Source organism: Leuconostoc sp. JNUCC 76 (assembly GCF_053667755.1).
On the sequence record NZ_CM132206.1, the window covers coordinates 871,228 to 888,895 of the forward strand.

Here is a 17,668-nt window from a genome sequence, read left to right on the forward strand (position 1 = left end):
AAGAATGAGGCATAAAAATAATGAAAAGAATCTTTGAAGTTAACCCTTGGACAGTTACCACGCATGATTTAAATCCTGAAGACAAACGCTTACAGGAATCTATGACTAGTTTGGGAAACGAATATATGGGTATGCGTGGTATGTTTGAAGAAGTTTATTCAGGCGATACACATCAAGGTATCTATATTGGCGGTGTGTGGTTTCCAGATAAAACAAGAGTTGGCTGGTGGAAAAACGGATACCCACTATACTTTGGAAAAGCTATCAATGCTTTGAATTTTGTTAAAGCAGATATTTATGTTGATGGGCATCAAATTGATTTAGCCAAGAATGAATTTCAGAATTTTGAAGTATCCTTAGACATGAAACATGGCGTTTTGAATCGTCGATTTACAGTCTTTGGCGTTGAAGTTCAAGTATCGCGTTTCGTTTCAGCTGCGTTTAAAGAACTAGCAGATATTCATTATACTTTTACATCTGCAGATGGATATAAGCATAATATTCGTTTTGATGCTAGCATTGATGCTGATGTAGTCAATGAAGATGCTAATTATGACGAAAAATTTTGGCAAGTCTTAGATGCCGGTAATGGTGTCGCATCGTCATTTATTGCCACACAAACCATTGAGAATCCATTTGGTGTGCCACAATTCACAGTGGTTGCTCGTCAAAGCTTCATTGGTGGCGAAAAGCACGGCTCTAATCGTGGAACAAAAGAAGTTACTGATAACTTTGATATTGAGGTACCAACTAGTGGCACAGTAAATTTTGAAAAGCGTGTCATCGTAACCACTTCTCGAGATTACGATAGTTTAAAAGAAACTATAGATGCTGGGACAACGTTGACGGACAAAGTTTTAGAAAAATCTTATCAAGAAATATATGAAGACCATGCGCAAGAATGGTTGAAACGGTGGGAGAAGGCTGACGTTCAAATTGAAGGTGATGATGCTGCGCAACAAGGTATTCGTTTTAATTTGTTCCACCTCTTCTCAACGTATTATGGTAATGATTCACGGCTAAATATTGGACCGAAAGGCTTTACCGGTGAAAAGTATGGTGGTGCAACGTACTGGGACACAGAAGCTTTTGCCATTCCGGTCTATCTTGGTGTTGCTGATCCATCAGTTACAAGATCACTGTTGCAATATCGTTTTGATCAACTTGATGGTGCCTTTCATAATGCCAGACAACAAGGTCTAAAAGGCGCGCTTTATCCTATGGTGACTTTTGATGGTATTGAATCTCATAATGAGTGGGAAATAACATTTGAAGAGATTCACCGTAATTCAACTATTGCTTATGCGATTTATAATTATACAAATATTACCGGAGATCACTCTTGGTTAGATGGGGATGGAGCGCAAGTACTTTACAGCATCGCGCGTTTCTGGGCTGACCGCGTTCACTATTCAAAACGCAATGATCAGTATATGATTCACGGTGTCACTGGACCCAATGAATATGAAAATAATGTTAATAATAATTACTACACTAATTGGATGGCTAAATGGGTCTTACAGTATTCGCTTGATCACTATGACGAAATTAATGATATGCAAAAGACAAAGTTAGCTATTACCGATGAAGAGTTGGTTCAATGGCAAGATATTGTTACTAAAATGTATTTACCAGAAGCTGATGTTGATACAAAGAATGGCAAAAAACATATTTTTGTACAACATGATACATTTTTGGATAAAGATTTAACCCCGATTGCTGATATGCCACAAAATATTCGTCCAATCAACCAGAACTGGTCTTGGGATCGAATATTACGATCGCCATACATTAAGCAGTCTGACACTTTGCACGCAATGTTCTATTTTCCTGATGCCTTTACTGAAGAAGAGAAACGTAACAATTTTAATTTTTATGAGCCATTGACTGTGCACGAATCATCATTATCACCGTCAGTTCATGCGATATTGGCTGCTGATTTACAAATGGCTGACAAAGCTGTTGAAATGTATGAACGCGCTGCGCGATTGGATTTGGATAATTACAATAATGATACTGATGATGGGTTGCATATTACTGCGATGACCGGTTCATGGTTGGCAATCGTGCAGGGATTTGCAGGAATGCGAGTACGAAATGACGAATTACATTTAAAGCCATTTTTGCCTAAAAATTGGACAAAATACGCTTTCCGTTTGGTTTTCCGTGGTCATGTTTTGGAAGTGACGGTTGACAAAGAAGGTACAGATGTCCAACTGATTTCTGGTGACCCACTTACGATTAATTTATTGGGTGAGCAAGTCACGTTAACGAGATAATAAGGAGGACAAATCAATGCAGAAATTCAAAGATATTAAGGGATTTGCTTTTGATTTAGATGGGGTCATTGCAGATACAGCTCGATTTCATGGACAAGCTTGGCATCAGACTGCTGATGAAGTCGGCACAACTTGGACACCACACTTGGCTGAATCACTCAAAGGTATTAGTCGCATGGAATCATTGCAAATGATTTTAGACGCGGGTAATCATGCGGATGATTTTTCACAAGCTGATAGAGAAGCACTCGCTGAAAAGAAAAATTATTTCTATCAACGACTAATTGCAACATTAACGGAGAAAGACATATTGCCGGGGATGAAAAGTTTTATTCAGTCGGCTAAAGTCGCAGGGTACAAAATGTCTATCGCCTCAGCCTCAAAAAACGCTCCTATGATCCTTGATCATTTGGGATTAGCAAATGATTTTGTTGGAATAGTAGATCCAGCAACACTGACAAAAGGAAAACCAGATCCTGAAATTTTTGTTAGGGCTGCAGAAGTGCTAGAACTGTCACCCAATCAAGTCATTGGATTAGAAGATTCAGCAGCCGGCATCGAGTCAATTAATGGTGCTGGTCAAATATCGTTGGCAATTGGTAATGCAGTTGTTTTATCGGCTGCTGATTTGATTTTCAGTTCGACTGCCGATGTCACTTTGCAAAGTATTCAATATAAAATGGACAAAATTAAATCCAACTAAAAGAAAATCATTAAAGCTACTAGAAATAAGCTTTAATGATTTTTTACTGTGCTAATTATTTTTGTCAAGTTTTGTCACTGTGCCTGATGGGACGATTTTAGTCTCTGTAAAGAAAACAGCATGTGGCGCTAATTCCTGTTCATCTAGTGCCGAAATAGCTAACTGTCCCATTAATTGAAAATCCTGTTTGGCAGCACTGAGAATGGGTCGGGTTATTTGTGCTATTTCAGTACCGTCAATTGTTATGATAGATAAGTCTTTGGGGACATCAATTTGAGCATCTTTAGCACCATTGAGGATGCCAACGCTGATAATATCAGCCGAACCAATTGCTGCTGTAAAAGGTAACGGGGTACCAAAATGTTTGATAGCATCCATTCCGGTTTGGTAAGCATTCTCTGTCCCCCATATGAAATCGGGATGATGTTTAATTCCGTGCTTTGTAAGTGCGTCAATAAATCCTTGTCTTCGTAACTTAGCAACAATTGAATTTGGATTAGAAGCACCAATAAGCGAAATTTTTTCGTGGCCATTTTCGTAAAGATAATCAACAATTTGGTGCATCATATCATAATTATCAGAGGAAATTGAAGGGATTTCATTGTTTAATTGATTTGAAACGCTAAGAAGTTGGACACCAGTGCTGGTCAACAAGTTAAAAACTGGGTCAGCGATTTCAATATCCACTGCCAACATGACAATTGCCAGCACTTTTCGAGATAACAAAGAATGAACGGTTTGCAGCTGTTGTTCTTTGTTTACATCGACAAAGGCGATGAGTAATTCATAGTTGAGCTCATACGCTTTAGATCGCATGCCCTTAATAATTTCATCAGCAAAATTAGTATGCTCGCTTGGTACTAACACGCCAATAACGCGACTTTGTTTTTGTGATAAATCAGCTGCTGATTGATTCTTAAGATAACCCATTGATTCCGCAAGTTCACGAACTCTTTTTGCTGTATCCGCATTAAAACGACCTCGATTAGTTAAAATTCGAGATACGGATGCCGGTGAAAGACCAGCTTTATCTGCAATGTCTTTAATAGTGATAGCCATATCAATTATTATAACCTAAAAAGGTTGACTTTCAATATGGAAGCGTTTACAATGTAGTTGCGTAAACGTTTACCCAAAAAATTTTTTAGTAATGATAAGGATGGTTATTATGGGAAAAGTGCAGTGGTGGCAGAATACAGTTGTTTACCAAATTTATCCAAGAAGCTTTCAAGATAGTAACGGAGATGGTGTGGGAGATATACCCGGCATTATTGAACGATTACCTTATTTGAAAGATCTTGGTGTCCAAGTGATTTGGCTAAGTCCAATTTATCAGTCGCCAAATGATGATAATGGCTATGACATTAGTGATTATCGTGAAGTCTTACCAGAGTTTGGAACAAAGGCAGATGTTCAAGAAATGCTTGAGGTAGCACATCATTTAGGGCTAAAAATTATGATGGATTTGGTCGTCAACCATACTTCTGATGAACATCAATGGTTTAAAGAGAGTCGTAAAAATAAGGATAATCCTTATCGTAATTATTATATTTGGCGAGATCCTGTGGATGGACACGAACCTAATAACTGGTTATCAGACTTTGGTGGATCAGCATGGGAATTTGACAGTAATACACAACAATATTATTTACACTTATTCTCAAAAAAACAACCAGATCTTAATTGGGATAACCCTGATTTGCGACAAGATATTTACGACATAATGAAATGGTGGTTAGATCAAGGTGTTGATGGTTTCCGCATGGATGTTATCAACCTAATTTCAAAACCATCAGATTTACCAAATGATCCAAATGTCACCTTAGAAAATCATGGCTCATCGATGGATTTTGTTGCTAATGGACCAAATATTCATGAGTATTTACAAGAGATGAATAAAGAGGTATTGTCAAAACATGACATCATTACCGTTGGTGAAACGCCAGGCGTATCAACAAGTGATGCAATGAAATATGCCGGTTTTGATTCGCGTGAGTTACAAATGATTTTCCAGTTTGAACATACAGAAATCGATAATAGTCACGAGGGACTAGGTAAGTGGAGTGATGAACGTTTCAAGTTAGTTGATTTAAAACGTATTTTATCCAAATGGCAAAATGATTTGTATGGTAAGGCTTGGAACAGTCTTTATTGGAACAATCATGATCGACCAAGAGTAGTCTCACGATTTGGAAATGATTCAGATGAATATCGCGTATTATCTGCTAAAATGTTGGCCGCAACTTTACATTTTATGCAGGGAACACCTTATATTTACCAAGGTGAAGAAATTGGTATGACCAATATTGACCTACCATCCATTAAAGACTACCGAGATATTGATACCTTGAATGCATATAATGATTTAGTTGTTCAACAAAAACGAGTTACTGCCGATAAAATGATGTCTTATGTTCATCATTCTTCAAGAGACAATGCACGAACACCAATGCAATGGGATAACACTAAAAATGCCGGATTCACTGATAGTCACCCATGGTTAAGTGTTAATCCTAATTACCAGACCATCAATGTGGCAGATGCATTAACTGATCAACAGTCAATCTTTCATTTTTACCAAAAGCTCATCGCCTTGAGGCAAAAGTTACCTATTATCACGACCGGAAAGTATGAAGTGTTGGATCTAGAAGACGAATCTGTCTACGCTTACAAGCGTATTGATAAAGATACGCAATTGCTAGTTATTAGTAACTTTACTGATCAAAAGCAAACACGTCATTACGATCGAACCCAATCTGCACAATTAGTTATAAGTAATTATGCAGATGACCAAGGTGATACACTCAGACCTTATGAATCAAAAGTATATTTGTTTTGATTCTTTTCCTTCAGTAAAATGTAAGCGGTTACTTAATAAAGGGGTGAGGGTTTGAATATTCTATATTTTTATAGCATCACTTAATTAAGGAGAGTGAATATAATGAGTACTAACGAACATAAAAAGGGACAGCTTCCAATGCTGACTAGCATGCAGCTATTTTTAATGACTTTTGGTTATGCAGGTGTTCAAGTTGCCTTCTCGGTTCAAACTGGTAATATGGGAAGGATATTCCAGACCTTAGGTTCCGATCCAACAAAATTAGGATTTTTCTTTATCTTGCCTCCTTTGGCAGGTATGATTACGCAGCCTTTAATTGGTCTGTTTTCTGACAAGACTTGGTTGCATAAATTTGGTCGGCGAATGCCTTACCTCATTGGTGGGTGTTTAGTATCATTGATTGTTTTACTATTATTGCCTAACACAGGTTCATTTGGTTTTGGTTATGGATCAATGACAGCCTTGTGGTTTGGTGCGATAACGGTATTGTTCATGGACTTGTCCGCAAACGTTTCAATGCAGCCTTTTAAGATGATTATTCCTGATATGGTCAATGAAAAGCAAACTGACAAAGCATGGAGCTTACAAAATATATGGGGAAGTTTGGGTGGCGTGATTGCCTTTGTTTTCCCATTTATCTTAACTTCGTTTGGTGTTGCTAACACTGCAGCACGTGGGGTTGTACCTGATTCAGTTAAAATTTCATTTTATGTCGCAGCTGCAATATTGTTATTGTCAACTATTTTTACCATTATGAACGTAAAAGAGTATGATCCGGAAACCTTGGCATATTACCACGGATTTAAATCTGATGATAAGACACACGAGTCGTTTATTGATATTTTAAAACACGCGCCAAAAGTTTTTTGGACCTTAGGCATTGTTGAATTCTTTGTCTGGTTTGGTATTCCATACATGTGGACTTATTCTACTGGTGCTCTGTCAGAAAATATCTGGCACGTTTCAGACCCTGCATCTGCGGGCTACCAAGCAGCAGGTAACTGGTTTGGTATTCTGCAGGCAGTGTATTCGGTTGTTGCAATAGTAGTGGGTATTTTATTTCAAAGATTAAACGATAAGACAAGAAAAATGACGTATTTCTTAAGTTTGATAGCTGGTGGTTTAGGATTTATTATCGTAGCTTATGGGCATACTCATGCGTCGTCGTTAATTGGCTTTGTATTAATCGGTATTGGTTGGATTGCATTGATTTCGATTCCATTTACTATTCTGACGAACGCATTGGATGGTAAACATGATGGCGTTTATCTAGGTCTGTTTAATTGCTTTATCTGTATCCCTCAAATTGTTGCTTCGGTAGCAAGTTTCGCTATTTTTCCAGCCGTCGGAAAATCAATGGCCCACATGTTAGCAATTGCAGGCGTCTTTCTGATGATTGGTGGTTGTTTAATTTGGATTGTTAAAGAAGAAAAAACACAAGTAGATGTGACACAAAAAGGAGAATGAAAAATGACAGAAGATATTAAGTGGTGGCAGAAAGCAGTTGTTTATCAGGTTTACCCACGATCGTTTCAAGATGCAAATGGAGATGGTATTGGTGATCTTCAAGGCATAGAACAAAGGTTAGATTATATTAAAAACTTGGGTGCAGATGTCATTTGGTTAAATCCAATATATGCTTCACCTGACAAAGATAATGGCTATGATATTTCTGATTATGAAGATATTAATGCAAAATTTGGCACAATACAAGACTTTGATCGATTACTTCAGAAAGCCCATGATAAAGGCATTAAAATTTTGATGGATTTGGTCGTTAATCACACATCAGATCAACATCAATGGTTCATTGAAAGCCGTTCCTCAAAAGATAATGATAAGCGTGACTTTTATATTTGGCGTGATCCGGTTGATGGACATGAGCCAAATAATTGGGGCTCATTCTTTTCCGGGCCAGCATGGAAATTTGACGAAGAAACCGGGCAGTATTACTTACATTTGTTTGTTGAAGGACAGCCCGATTTGAATTGGGTAAATCCGGAAGTACGCCAGGCAGTATTTGACATGATGAACTTTTGGGTTGATAAGGGAATTGATGGCTTCCGAATGGATGTTATTTCTTTGATATCAAAACCAGATGGTTTACCAGACGGTGAGATACCTGAAGGTGGAGAGTATGGTAATTCAGATAAGGCAGTAGCTAATGGGCCACATGTTCACGAATATTTGCAAGAAATGCGTGAAAAAGTTCTAAAGAGAGCTGATATGATGACTGTTGGTGAAGCATCTGGCGTTGATATTGATAACGCAATTAAGTATGCAAACACAGATGAATCAGAATTAAATATGGTTTTCCAATTTGAACATATGGGACTTGATAATAATCCAAATCCAGCTTTGGGAAAGTGGTATGATCAAAAAGTTTCTCTGATTGCCCTGAAGGAAAACTTATCCAAATGGCAAAATGATTTAGCCGGTAAAGCTTGGAATTCGCTTTATTGGGATAACCATGATCAACCACGAGCAGTAAGCCGCTATGGGGATGACCGAGCAGCGTATCGTGTGGTTTCAGCAAAGATGGTTGCGACCTTATTACACTTTATGCAAGGGACACCATATGTCTATCAGGGTGAAGAAATTGGAATGACAAATGCCTATAATTTGCAACGTGAAGATTTCGATGATGTTGAAATCAAAAATGCTTTTAAGTATTTAATTGACAAGGATCATTTGATTGACGAAGACACAATGTTGAAGTACGTACATGCGAAAGGACGCGACAATGCACGTACGCCGATGCAATGGGACAGTACAGCGAATGCAGGATTTACAACAGGCACGCCATGGCTCAAATTAAACGATAATTATGACGCAATAAACGTTGAGCAAGCACTAGCTGACAAGGGTTCTATATTTTACTATTATCAAAAACTAATTCAATTACGTCATGATTTGCCAATTATCACTACCGGCAAGTATCAGTTGTTGGATCCAGAAGACGAGCAAGTCTATACGTACCGACGTGTGGGGAATAACGAACAACTGCTTGTTATCAATAACTTCACTGACAACATTGTTACACGAGATTATAGTGTACCCACAAATGCAAAAATTTTGATTAGCAATTATGCTGATGACAAGGCGGAAACACTTCGTCCGTACGAGTCTAAAGTTTATCAGTTTGAAAAATAGCATTTTGCTTGATGAATGACATTAAATTTTTATTGTAAGATAATTTATTTAAATTGTTGTAAACGCTTTCATTTTGATATATAATAACAATATAAAGTTGGATTGTAACCACTGAATAAGTTGCGGTGGGCAAAACCAAATGATAGGGAAACTATACACCTTTCGATAAGCGATGGTGATGGGGAACTATTATTTGGTTTTTTATTTTCAAAATATAGGAGTGAGTCATGCTGGTAAAAAGAATTTTTAATAATAATGTTCTACTAGCTGAAAATAGCGAACAGGAATTAGTAATCGTTGGGCGCGGTGTTGGGTTCAAGCAAAAAATAGGTAATACAGTTGATTCGAGTAAAATTGAAAAAACTTATTATCCGCAAGATGAAAATTGGACGAGAATGTTTAACGAAATGGTCGATACAATTTCGTCGGATTATGTTGAAATCGCCTCACATATTATTTCAACTGCGGAAAAAAGTTTAGGCCTGTCATTTGACGGATACTTGTTAATTGGACTAGCTGATCACATACAGTTTGCGGTAGAACGCTTACAAAAAAACTTGCCCATTAAAAATGAACTATTATGGGAAACAAAACACTTTTACCCTGATGAATATCGTATTGGTGCACTCGCTGTAGCTTTTATTAATGAACAAATGGGTGTGCAATTACCTGAAGATGAGGTGGGTTTTATTGCTTTGAAGTTTGTTGAAAAGCGTGCTGGCCCAAACTTCAATGAAAAAGCAACCAACATGACGCAACTCATTGAGAGTGCATTAACATTGATTCGTCATGATTTATTACCTGATATTGATTCTTCTAATCTCAATTATCAGAGATTAATTGTTCATTTGCGTTTCTTCGTAGATCGATTATTAGATGAAAACCATGTTCAAAAAGGTGAGAATAGTTTTGACAATGTAATGTCGCAGCATTTATCAGAAAATTTGCGGGAGCGTTACACAAGTTCATATCAATGTGCACAACGTGTAATTAACTATTTTGAACAACAAACGAAACAACAAACAGGAGTCAACGAACAAGTTTACTTGACTATGCATCTGCAAAGAATTGTGGATTCTTCAATTTAAAATAGGGATTGTAACTATTTAATTAGGCAAAACCCAAAAGATATCATGTGTGATGTTTTTTGGGTTTTTATTTTACAACATAACGAGGTAGAAAAAATGGATTATGGAGTTTTGGCTAATAATATATTGGCTGGTGTCGGTGGCAAAGATAATATTGGATCCGCTTGGCATTGCGCTACGCGTTTGCGGTTTAAGTTAAAAGATGAAAGCAAGGCAGACACTGAAAAAATAGAAAATATGGATGGTGTGATTACTGTTGTTAAATCAGCGGGTCAATACCAGGTAGTTATTGGAAACAACGTTGCACGGGTCTTTGAACCATTGGCCGATGCAATTGGATTAGCAAGAGATGAAGCTCAGAGCGATAATCAAGAAGAAAAAAAGAAAGAAAATATTGTTAATCGCTTCATTGGTTTTATTTCAAGTGTTTTCACGCCTTTCTTAGGAGCAATGGCCGGAACCGGTGTTTTGAAAGGTTTATTGGCACTTTTTGTGACACTCGGATGGTTGCAAGAGTCCAGTGGAACTTATCAAATTTGGTATGCCGCTGGTGACGCATTCTTCTACTTCTTACCAGTCTGGCTAGCCTTCACAGCTGCAGCGCATCTGAAAGTGAATCAATATGTTGCAGCAGCTTTGGCTGGTGCGTTACTTTATCCAAATTTGATTACATTATTGGCAGGAAGTAAGCCTGTAACATTCTTCGGTTTGACTGTTGTCGGAACAACATACAGTTCGAGTGTTATACCAATCTTGTTGGCAGTTTGGATGTTATCTTATTTGCAACCAATTTTGGATAAGTTTTTCCATGATTCTGTTCGTAATATCTTTACACCGATGGTCAGTTTGATGATTATGGTACCAGTCACATTATTGGTTGTTGGTCCATTAGGTACTAGTGTTGGAACCGTGTTATCATCCTCAGTCGAAAGTGTTTACCGTGTGGCACCTTATGCTGCTGGTGCTGTAATGGGTGCTTTGTGGCAAGTATTTGTTATCTTCGGTGTACATTGGACTTTCGTGCCAGTTATGACAAATAATATCAGTCAGTTAGGGTATGATTACTTGCTACCAATGTTAAGTGTTGCTGTTTTAGCACAGTCGGGGGCTGCACTTGGTGTGTTCCTCAAAACAAAAGATGCTAAGATGAAATCTTTAGCAGGATCATCAGTCCTCACTGGTGTACTAGGCATTACTGAACCAGCCATTTATGGTGTTACACTTAAATTAAAGCGACCATTTATTTTCGCAGCGATTGCCGGTGGTATCGGTGGTGCCATTGCTGGTGGGGGCGGCGCGCATGCGAATGCTTTTACCTTACCTAGTTTATTAGCCTTACCTACGTATTTGGGTAAGGGATTTGCTAGTGTGGTTGTTGGTTTGGTTGTCGCCTTCGTTTTGTCAGCAGTTGCTACTTATCTATTCGGTGTACCTAGCCAACCAAAAGACAGTAAAGCAGACACTAAAAAAACCGAAGAAGTTCAAGATGACCTAGTCATTGCTCCTGTGTCTGGCACCATTATTCCACTAGAATCAGTAAAGGACGAGGTTTTTGCTAGTGGCGCAATGGGTAAAGGTATTGCTATCGTACCTGATGATGATCAAATTGTTTCACCAATAGTAGGTACAGTAGCTGCCGTTTATCCAAGTAAACATGCAATTGGTTTAATCTCTAATGGTGGTGTAGAAGTACTAATTCATGTAGGAATTGACACCGTGCAACTGAATGGAAAGCATTTCAATCAATTAGTTGAACAAGGACAAAAGGTCTCTGTTGGTACGCCGTTAATAACCTTTGACCGTCAAGCTATTCAGGCAGCTGGATATGATCCAACGGTGATGGTTATTATCACAAATACAGCAGATTACGAAATCACCGAGACACAAGATACGGTAGCTAACCAAAATTGGTTGCTACAACTGAAAGCATTATAAAAGGAGAATAAAAATGTACAGTAAAGAATCAATCACAGGTTTTCCAAAAAACTTTTTATGGGGTGGTGCAACCGCTGCTAATCAAATTGAAGGGGCATGGCAAGTTGATGGGAAAGGCTTAACAACAGCTGAAGTCGTACGTAAAGCTGAAGACCGACGCCACGGTTCAATGGGAGATGTTAACGCAGATACTTTACAAGAAGCTATCGCTGATCATTCGGATGTACATTATCCAAAACGTCGTGGAGTTGATTTTTATCATCACTACAAAGAAGATATTGCACTATTTGCAGAGATGGGTTTTAAAGTATTTCGACTTTCAATCGCTTGGTCACGTATTTTTCCAACTGGTTTAGAAGAAAATCCAAATGAAGCTGGGTTAGCTTTTTATGACCGAGTATTTGATGAACTAGATAAATACCATATTGAACCACTCGTGACTCTTTCACATTATGAGATGCCAATTGAACTAACGAAGCGTTACAACGGTTGGTTGGATCGTGAGGTCATCAAGGCATTCAATCACTATACCGAAACTGTTTTTAAAAGATACAAGGACCGAGTTAAGTACTGGTTGACATTCAATGAAATTAATACTAGTGCTTGGGGATTTCATGAAACTGGCGCTATGGATGGTGATTTAAGTACGCAAGAACAGTTGCAAGTGCGCTATCAGGCAGTTCATCATCAATTTGTTGCCAGCGCTATTGCGACAAAGCAATTAAAGGAAATTGCGCCCAATGCCAAAATTGGTTCAATGTTAGCTCGCATGCAAACGTATCCAGCAACAGCAAACCCGGTTGATGTGCAAGCAGCACAAGTTGAAGATCAGAAAAATTTGTTTTATACGGATGTCCAAGCACGGGGTGAATATCCAGAATATATGAATCGATATTTCAATGAAAATGACATCGTTATTAATATGTCTACTGATGATGAAAAGCTTTTGAAACAGTATCCGGTTGATTTTATTAGTTTCAGTTATTATATGACCAATGTGACAGGAGTAGATGGCATTGAAGACGGGATTGGTAATATGAGTTTGGGTGGTCGTAATCCCTACTTGAAGGAATCAGAATGGGGATGGCAAATCGACCCAATCGGCTTGCGAGTTTCTCTGAATGTCCTGTGGGATCGTTACCGTAAACCATTATTTATTGTTGAAAATGGCTTAGGAGCAGTTGACGAATTGACAGCAGATTACAAAGTACACGATGATTATCGTATTGACTATCTTCGTTTGCACATTGAGCAAATGAAAGAGGCTGTGATTGATGGTGTTGACTTAATGGGCTACACAATGTGGGCACCACTAGATATTATTAGTTTTAGCACTTCTGAGATGAGTAAGCGTTATGGCTTAATTTACGTAGATCAAGATGACGCAGGAAGTGGCACATTAAAGCGTTATAAAAAGGATTCGTTCTTCTGGTATCAAAAAGTTATTGAAAGTAACGGTAAAACATTAGAATAATAGCAAAAAGCGACACATCAATAAACTGTGTCGCTTTTAAATTGAAGTAGAAATAGTAGTCGTTTGTTTACATTAATAGTATAAGGATAGCAGATAAGTAACAAATGTTTAATAATTTACTCGGAACTTGTTTTATGTTAATATACTTATAATTAATAAGTGTATTACTTTAATAAAAAGAGGTGTATTCATGAGTAAAGTTATAAGTTTAGTTGGGCAACAGTTAGATGCACTACTAGAAAATGAGACTAATATCGTTTCCAACCTAGCAAATGCTGCTGCCTTATTGTTTCAAAACTATGAGAATCTGAACTGGGCAGGTTTTTATATCTACAACGATGATGCTAAAGAGTTGGATTTAGGTCCATTTCAGGGTAAAGTTGCATGTATGCATATCAAACCTGGATCAGGCGTAGTAGGGACGGCTTTTGCTAACAAAGAAAGTATTGTTGTACCGAACGTACATGAATTTGCTGGTCACATTGCTTGTGATGCTGATAGTAATTCAGAATTAGTTGTACCAATATTTAAAAATGGAAAAATTTATGGAATAATTGACATCGATTCACCATTACTGAACCGCTTTGGTGAGAACGAAAAAAATGAAGTAGAAGAACTTGCTGAAATCCTAGCAAATCATATTTAACGTCCATACTATAAATAAAAAGGCAACTGAGTTGAACAGTTGCCTTTTTATTTTGATAGGAATGCGTATCAGTATTTACCTATTTTTGAGGGCATCTAATACGTGGCATTTTTGGTAAATAACCAATAATAGTAAACCACCTAACGAGCCAACTAATGCTAGGAAAAGACCTGAGCTAACTCTAGTATCCGGAACAAAATGATTTGATAATAGAATTAATCCGGTAAATAGTATTAATAACATAAATGAGCTAACATATATGGCATTTAATACTTTCTTATTTAAAAAGTCAAGAAGTTCAAATCGATGATTAATATAACTGCCCATAATAATTGTGACAATAACCAGAGAAATCAACGTTGATAATAAAGCGCCTAGAGAGCTTGTTAAATAGATCATAATAGGCTGGCATAGGATTTTAACAGCCATGCCCCAGCCAATTGCCCTAAGTGCTATGCCAGTTTTACTGAGTCCTTGTAAAATCATGGCTAGGACAGATGTTAACCCCATGAATAGCGCAATAACCGCTGAAATTTGTACCAGCCGAAGGTAATCCAGCAGTCGATAACATTAAGAAAAATTGATATAAATTATAGCCTTTTCCCATCAAGGTGTTAGCTTGTAATGAAAGTGCACCTAACATCATCGTCCAAGGAATGACATACAATGCGCCTAAAACTCGCGAAGTAATATTGCCAAAAGCGAGCCATGCGGTACCGTTAGTGAGTTGGTTTTTGGATAATTTTTTTAGTCTCATCTTATTATTGTAACACTGATAAATATTTCAATATATTGGCGCATCTAATTTTGAAAAGGTATTACACCAATATAGTTACAAAGTAGTCATGCCTTTGACAAAATGAACTGGTAAGGTGACGTGATCGTGGGACGCTGTAGTAGTTTTTTGATTCATTTGTGATAATAATCTTTCTACTGATGATTTGGCGATTTCGGCAGTAGGCTGTTTAATTGAAGATAAGAAAATTTGTTGTCGTGAATAAATACGAGCACCATCAAATCCTATTATTTGTACATCTTTGGGTACATTAATTCCCTTTTGGGTAAGCAAAAAGTAAAAATCACTTGCGAATTCATCAGAATCAGAAAAAATACCGTCGTAGTTAAATGTTTTATTTATAGTATTTTCATTAATGAACGTAGCAAAGTCGTCCACAAAATTGGCAATGTCACGAGTTACAAACCTGTCTACAGTAATATTGTGTTCATGACAGTAGTCAAAAAATCCTTGTTCACGAATAGCTGATATATTTCTCACAGGTGCCTTTGAAATAAATAAAAGTCGTTTAGCACCAGAATTAACTAGAGTTTTCCCCGCTAGCTGTCCGCCAGAATAGTTATCTGAAACAACCAATGGGACTTGATCGGAAACTTTTTTTTCAATGGAAACGAGCGGTATATCTGTTGCGATTAAATTAGCTGCATCAGCATAGGACATCGTAATTAGCCCTGCAACTTTTTGTGTATTAGCCATCTGTATGTATTCGATTTCATCTTCTGAGCGGTTATTCGAGTTACATAATATCATTTTATAGCCATTTTTTTGCAACTCTTGTTGCATGTAGTAGCTCAATTCCGAAAAGAACGGTGAGTTGACTGTCGGAATAATAAAAACAACGAAATTTGATTGACTAGTTTTTAAAGAACGAGCCATAGCATTTGGCACATAGTTCAGCTCCGCTATGGCTTGTGCTATTTTTTTCTGTGTATTCGGCTTGGTTTTTTTTCCATTAATGTAATTAGACACAGAACCTCTAGAAACACCAGCTAAGCTAGCTACATCGTTCATATTAACCAATTGCAAATACCTTCTTCAATATATTATGTAATAAAAAAGTGCCTAACTGGCACTTTTACAATTATTATGGTGTAAACCTTCCTGATAACATTTTATCAAATAATTCTGACATTTGTTGTTGTTTCATGTTTTCTATTTGCTTCACTTCTAAATGATTGAAGTCTTCTATCATGAAATAGGCTTCTAGATAAAGTGTCAATTGATTTTTAATAAATCGTTGATTTGTTATCTTTTCGGGACGATTTGTGTTTCTTATCAGAGCTATCGCAAAATCGTGTGGATCAATAGTAAATTTTTTCTCCATGGTCGTTATCCTTTCTGATTACTCAATGCTATCTTCCAAATTTTCTCTGGCATGTTTGGCATCAATATAACGTGTCATTTCTAATTCCTTTTCGGGAGTCAAACGATAGAAGAGTATTAGTATGAATGAAATGACTAAAGCGACTAAAGGAACCCAAACATAATTTGCTTCGATACTAAATAGTGCTGCTGCAGACTGGGATTTATTTGGCACATAGTGACCAAGTGATAAAAGCATACCTGTAATTGCGCCACCAATACCCATGCCAAACTTGGCGGTAAAACTTGAGGCAGAGGTTACAATTCCTTCAGCACGAACGCCGTTTTTCCACTCTCCATAATCAACTGAATCTGCTAACAAAACAGCAATTAAGGCCCCAACGAAACCATTTCCAAAGTTTCCGATAATCGTACCAATAATTACTAGTGGAATGTTCAGTAATTGTGCACCGAGGCCAAGGACTAATTGACCCAAAATACTCAGTGCTAGTCCTGATAGTATTGTCTTCTTTTTTCCTATTTTCATGACAATTTTAGGTGTTAAGAATACAGAAACCAATCCAACAGCATTGAAGAACAATGCTAAGGAAGCAAGACCAGGTTTATCTAAATTGTATTTAAAGAAGTAGATGGTTACTTGTCCCTTTGTCTGCATTCCTAACCAATAAATAAAGTTTAAGCCAACAACAATAACCCATGGCCAATTATTCCTAAGTGCTTTTAAAGATGTTTTAATTGGAAGTGCTTGTTGTGATTGGCGGGTTTGTACATGCTCACGTAGGTTTGCAAACACAACCAGGTAAATGATGAAGAAGACGGCCGCTGCCATGACAGCAACCCAGAAGAACCCCCGTCGTGGGTTATTTGCCCCTCCGAATAAGGTGACAAGTGGTAAAGCAATAACTGAAATAAGTGTTCCACCAAAGTTTGAAAATAGCGACCTAATTGTGGAGAGTAAAACGCGTTCATTTGGATCTGTTGTCATACTTGGCAAGATTGAAGTTAGTGGAATATTGAAAGCTGAATATAAAACGTCAATACCAATATAGGTGACATAGGCCCAGACAATTTTCCAATTCATTGATAAGTCTGGTGTTGTAAAACATAAAATAGTGAAGATCGTAAATGGGGCATTAAACCAAAGAAAGTAGGGGCGGCTACGGCCCCATTTTGTGTGCGTATGGTCGATCATAATACCCCAAAAAGGTCCATCAAGTGCATCAATTACACGTGCAACTAACATCAATGTGCCGACGGCACCGGCTGTGATACCAAAGACGTCAGTATAGAAATACATTAAATATGTGCCAATTAAGCTAAATGTAAAACTACAAGCAAAATCACTAGCACCATAACTTAAACGTTCATTCCAAGGCAACTTTCCATTGCCTTTTTCTACCGTAACTGTTCCATTACTAGACATGTCATACAC

The 17,668-nt window shown here is 37.5% G+C and carries 15 protein-coding genes; 9 read left to right on the top strand and 6 right to left on the bottom strand.

Annotated elements, in window-relative coordinates; genetic code table 11:
- Window positions 1–20 precede the first annotated feature (20 nt).
- Both JNUCC76_RS04340 and pgmB read left to right on the top strand, forming a co-directional pair.
- On the top strand, window positions 21–2,279 hold the full coding sequence (locus tag JNUCC76_RS04340) for a glycoside hydrolase family 65 protein (protein WP_454156114.1): 2,259 nt from the start codon (window positions 21–23) through the stop codon (window positions 2,277–2,279).
- 16 nt (window positions 2,280–2,295) lie between these two features.
- Window positions 2,296–2,982 carry a beta-phosphoglucomutase gene (gene pgmB, locus JNUCC76_RS04345; RefSeq protein ID WP_454156116.1) on the top strand — a complete coding sequence of 229 codons (687 nt, stop codon included), beginning with the start codon at window positions 2,296–2,298 and terminating at the stop codon, window positions 2,980–2,982.
- A 51-nt stretch (window positions 2,983–3,033) separates the two neighbouring features.
- On the opposite strand, the gene JNUCC76_RS04350 is transcribed toward pgmB, so the two are convergent.
- The gene (locus tag JNUCC76_RS04350) at window positions 3,034–4,041 is read right to left on the bottom strand and encodes a LacI family DNA-binding transcriptional regulator (protein ID WP_454156117.1); all 1,008 of its coding nucleotides are present in this window, start codon (window positions 4,039–4,041) and stop codon (window positions 3,034–3,036) included.
- 109 nt (window positions 4,042–4,150) lie between these two features.
- Between JNUCC76_RS04350 and JNUCC76_RS04355 the strand changes: the two genes are divergently transcribed.
- The 7 genes from JNUCC76_RS04355 to JNUCC76_RS04385 all read left to right on the top strand — a co-directional run bounded on the left by JNUCC76_RS04355 (window position 4,151) and on the right by JNUCC76_RS04385 (window position 14,117).
- Entirely contained in the window at window positions 4,151–5,821 is a 1,671-nt protein-coding gene (locus JNUCC76_RS04355) for a glycoside hydrolase family 13 protein (protein WP_454156119.1), read from the top strand.
- Between the two features lie 102 nt (window positions 5,822–5,923).
- Window positions 5,924–7,288, top strand: a complete 1,365-nt coding sequence (locus JNUCC76_RS04360; protein ID WP_454156121.1) for an SLC45 family MFS transporter — start codon at window positions 5,924–5,926, stop codon at window positions 7,286–7,288.
- A 3-nt stretch (window positions 7,289–7,291) separates the two neighbouring features.
- Complete coding sequence (locus JNUCC76_RS04365; RefSeq protein WP_454156123.1) at window positions 7,292–8,974, top strand: glycoside hydrolase family 13 protein; 1,683 nt, start codon at window positions 7,292–7,294, stop codon at window positions 8,972–8,974.
- Between the two features lie 227 nt (window positions 8,975–9,201).
- The gene (locus tag JNUCC76_RS04370; protein WP_454156125.1) at window positions 9,202–10,062 is read left to right on the top strand and encodes a PRD domain-containing protein; all 861 of its coding nucleotides are present in this window, start codon (window positions 9,202–9,204) and stop codon (window positions 10,060–10,062) included.
- A gap of 96 nt (window positions 10,063–10,158) precedes the next feature.
- Window positions 10,159–11,997 (top strand): beta-glucoside-specific PTS transporter subunit IIABC, encoded by a 1,839-nt coding sequence (locus JNUCC76_RS04375; RefSeq protein ID WP_454156127.1) that lies wholly within the window; start codon window positions 10,159–10,161, stop codon window positions 11,995–11,997.
- Between the two features lie 13 nt (window positions 11,998–12,010).
- A complete protein-coding gene (locus JNUCC76_RS04380) occupies window positions 12,011–13,471 on the top strand; it encodes a glycoside hydrolase family 1 protein (protein WP_454156129.1) in 1,461 nt (486 codons plus the stop codon).
- Window positions 13,472–13,661: 190 nt separating this feature from the next.
- On the top strand, window positions 13,662–14,117 hold the full coding sequence (locus JNUCC76_RS04385; RefSeq protein ID WP_454156131.1) for a GAF domain-containing protein: 456 nt from the start codon (window positions 13,662–13,664) through the stop codon (window positions 14,115–14,117).
- 75 nt (window positions 14,118–14,192) lie between these two features.
- On the opposite strand, the gene JNUCC76_RS04390 is transcribed toward JNUCC76_RS04385, so the two are convergent.
- The 5 genes from JNUCC76_RS04390 to JNUCC76_RS04410 all read right to left on the bottom strand — a co-directional run bounded on the left by JNUCC76_RS04390 (window position 14,193) and on the right by JNUCC76_RS04410 (window position 17,659).
- Window positions 14,193–14,627: a hypothetical protein gene (locus JNUCC76_RS04390; RefSeq protein WP_454156133.1), complete on the bottom strand. Its 435-nt coding sequence runs from the start codon at window positions 14,625–14,627 to the stop codon at window positions 14,193–14,195.
- Entirely contained in the window at window positions 14,581–14,874 is a 294-nt protein-coding gene (locus JNUCC76_RS04395; protein WP_454156134.1) for a hypothetical protein, read from the bottom strand. Before JNUCC76_RS04395 ends, JNUCC76_RS04390 begins: the two co-directional genes overlap by 47 nt.
- A 75-nt stretch (window positions 14,875–14,949) precedes the next feature.
- Window positions 14,950–15,924, bottom strand: coding sequence for a LacI family DNA-binding transcriptional regulator (locus tag JNUCC76_RS04400; RefSeq protein WP_454156136.1), 975 nt, complete (start codon window positions 15,922–15,924; stop codon window positions 14,950–14,952).
- Between the two features lie 73 nt (window positions 15,925–15,997).
- Window positions 15,998–16,237 carry a hypothetical protein gene (locus tag JNUCC76_RS04405; RefSeq protein ID WP_454156138.1) on the bottom strand — a complete coding sequence of 80 codons (240 nt, stop codon included), beginning with the start codon at window positions 16,235–16,237 and terminating at the stop codon, window positions 15,998–16,000.
- A gap of 18 nt (window positions 16,238–16,255) precedes the next feature.
- The gene (locus JNUCC76_RS04410; protein WP_454156140.1) at window positions 16,256–17,659 is read right to left on the bottom strand and encodes a glycoside-pentoside-hexuronide (GPH):cation symporter; all 1,404 of its coding nucleotides are present in this window, start codon (window positions 17,657–17,659) and stop codon (window positions 16,256–16,258) included.
- Window positions 17,660–17,668: the final 9 nt, after the last annotated feature.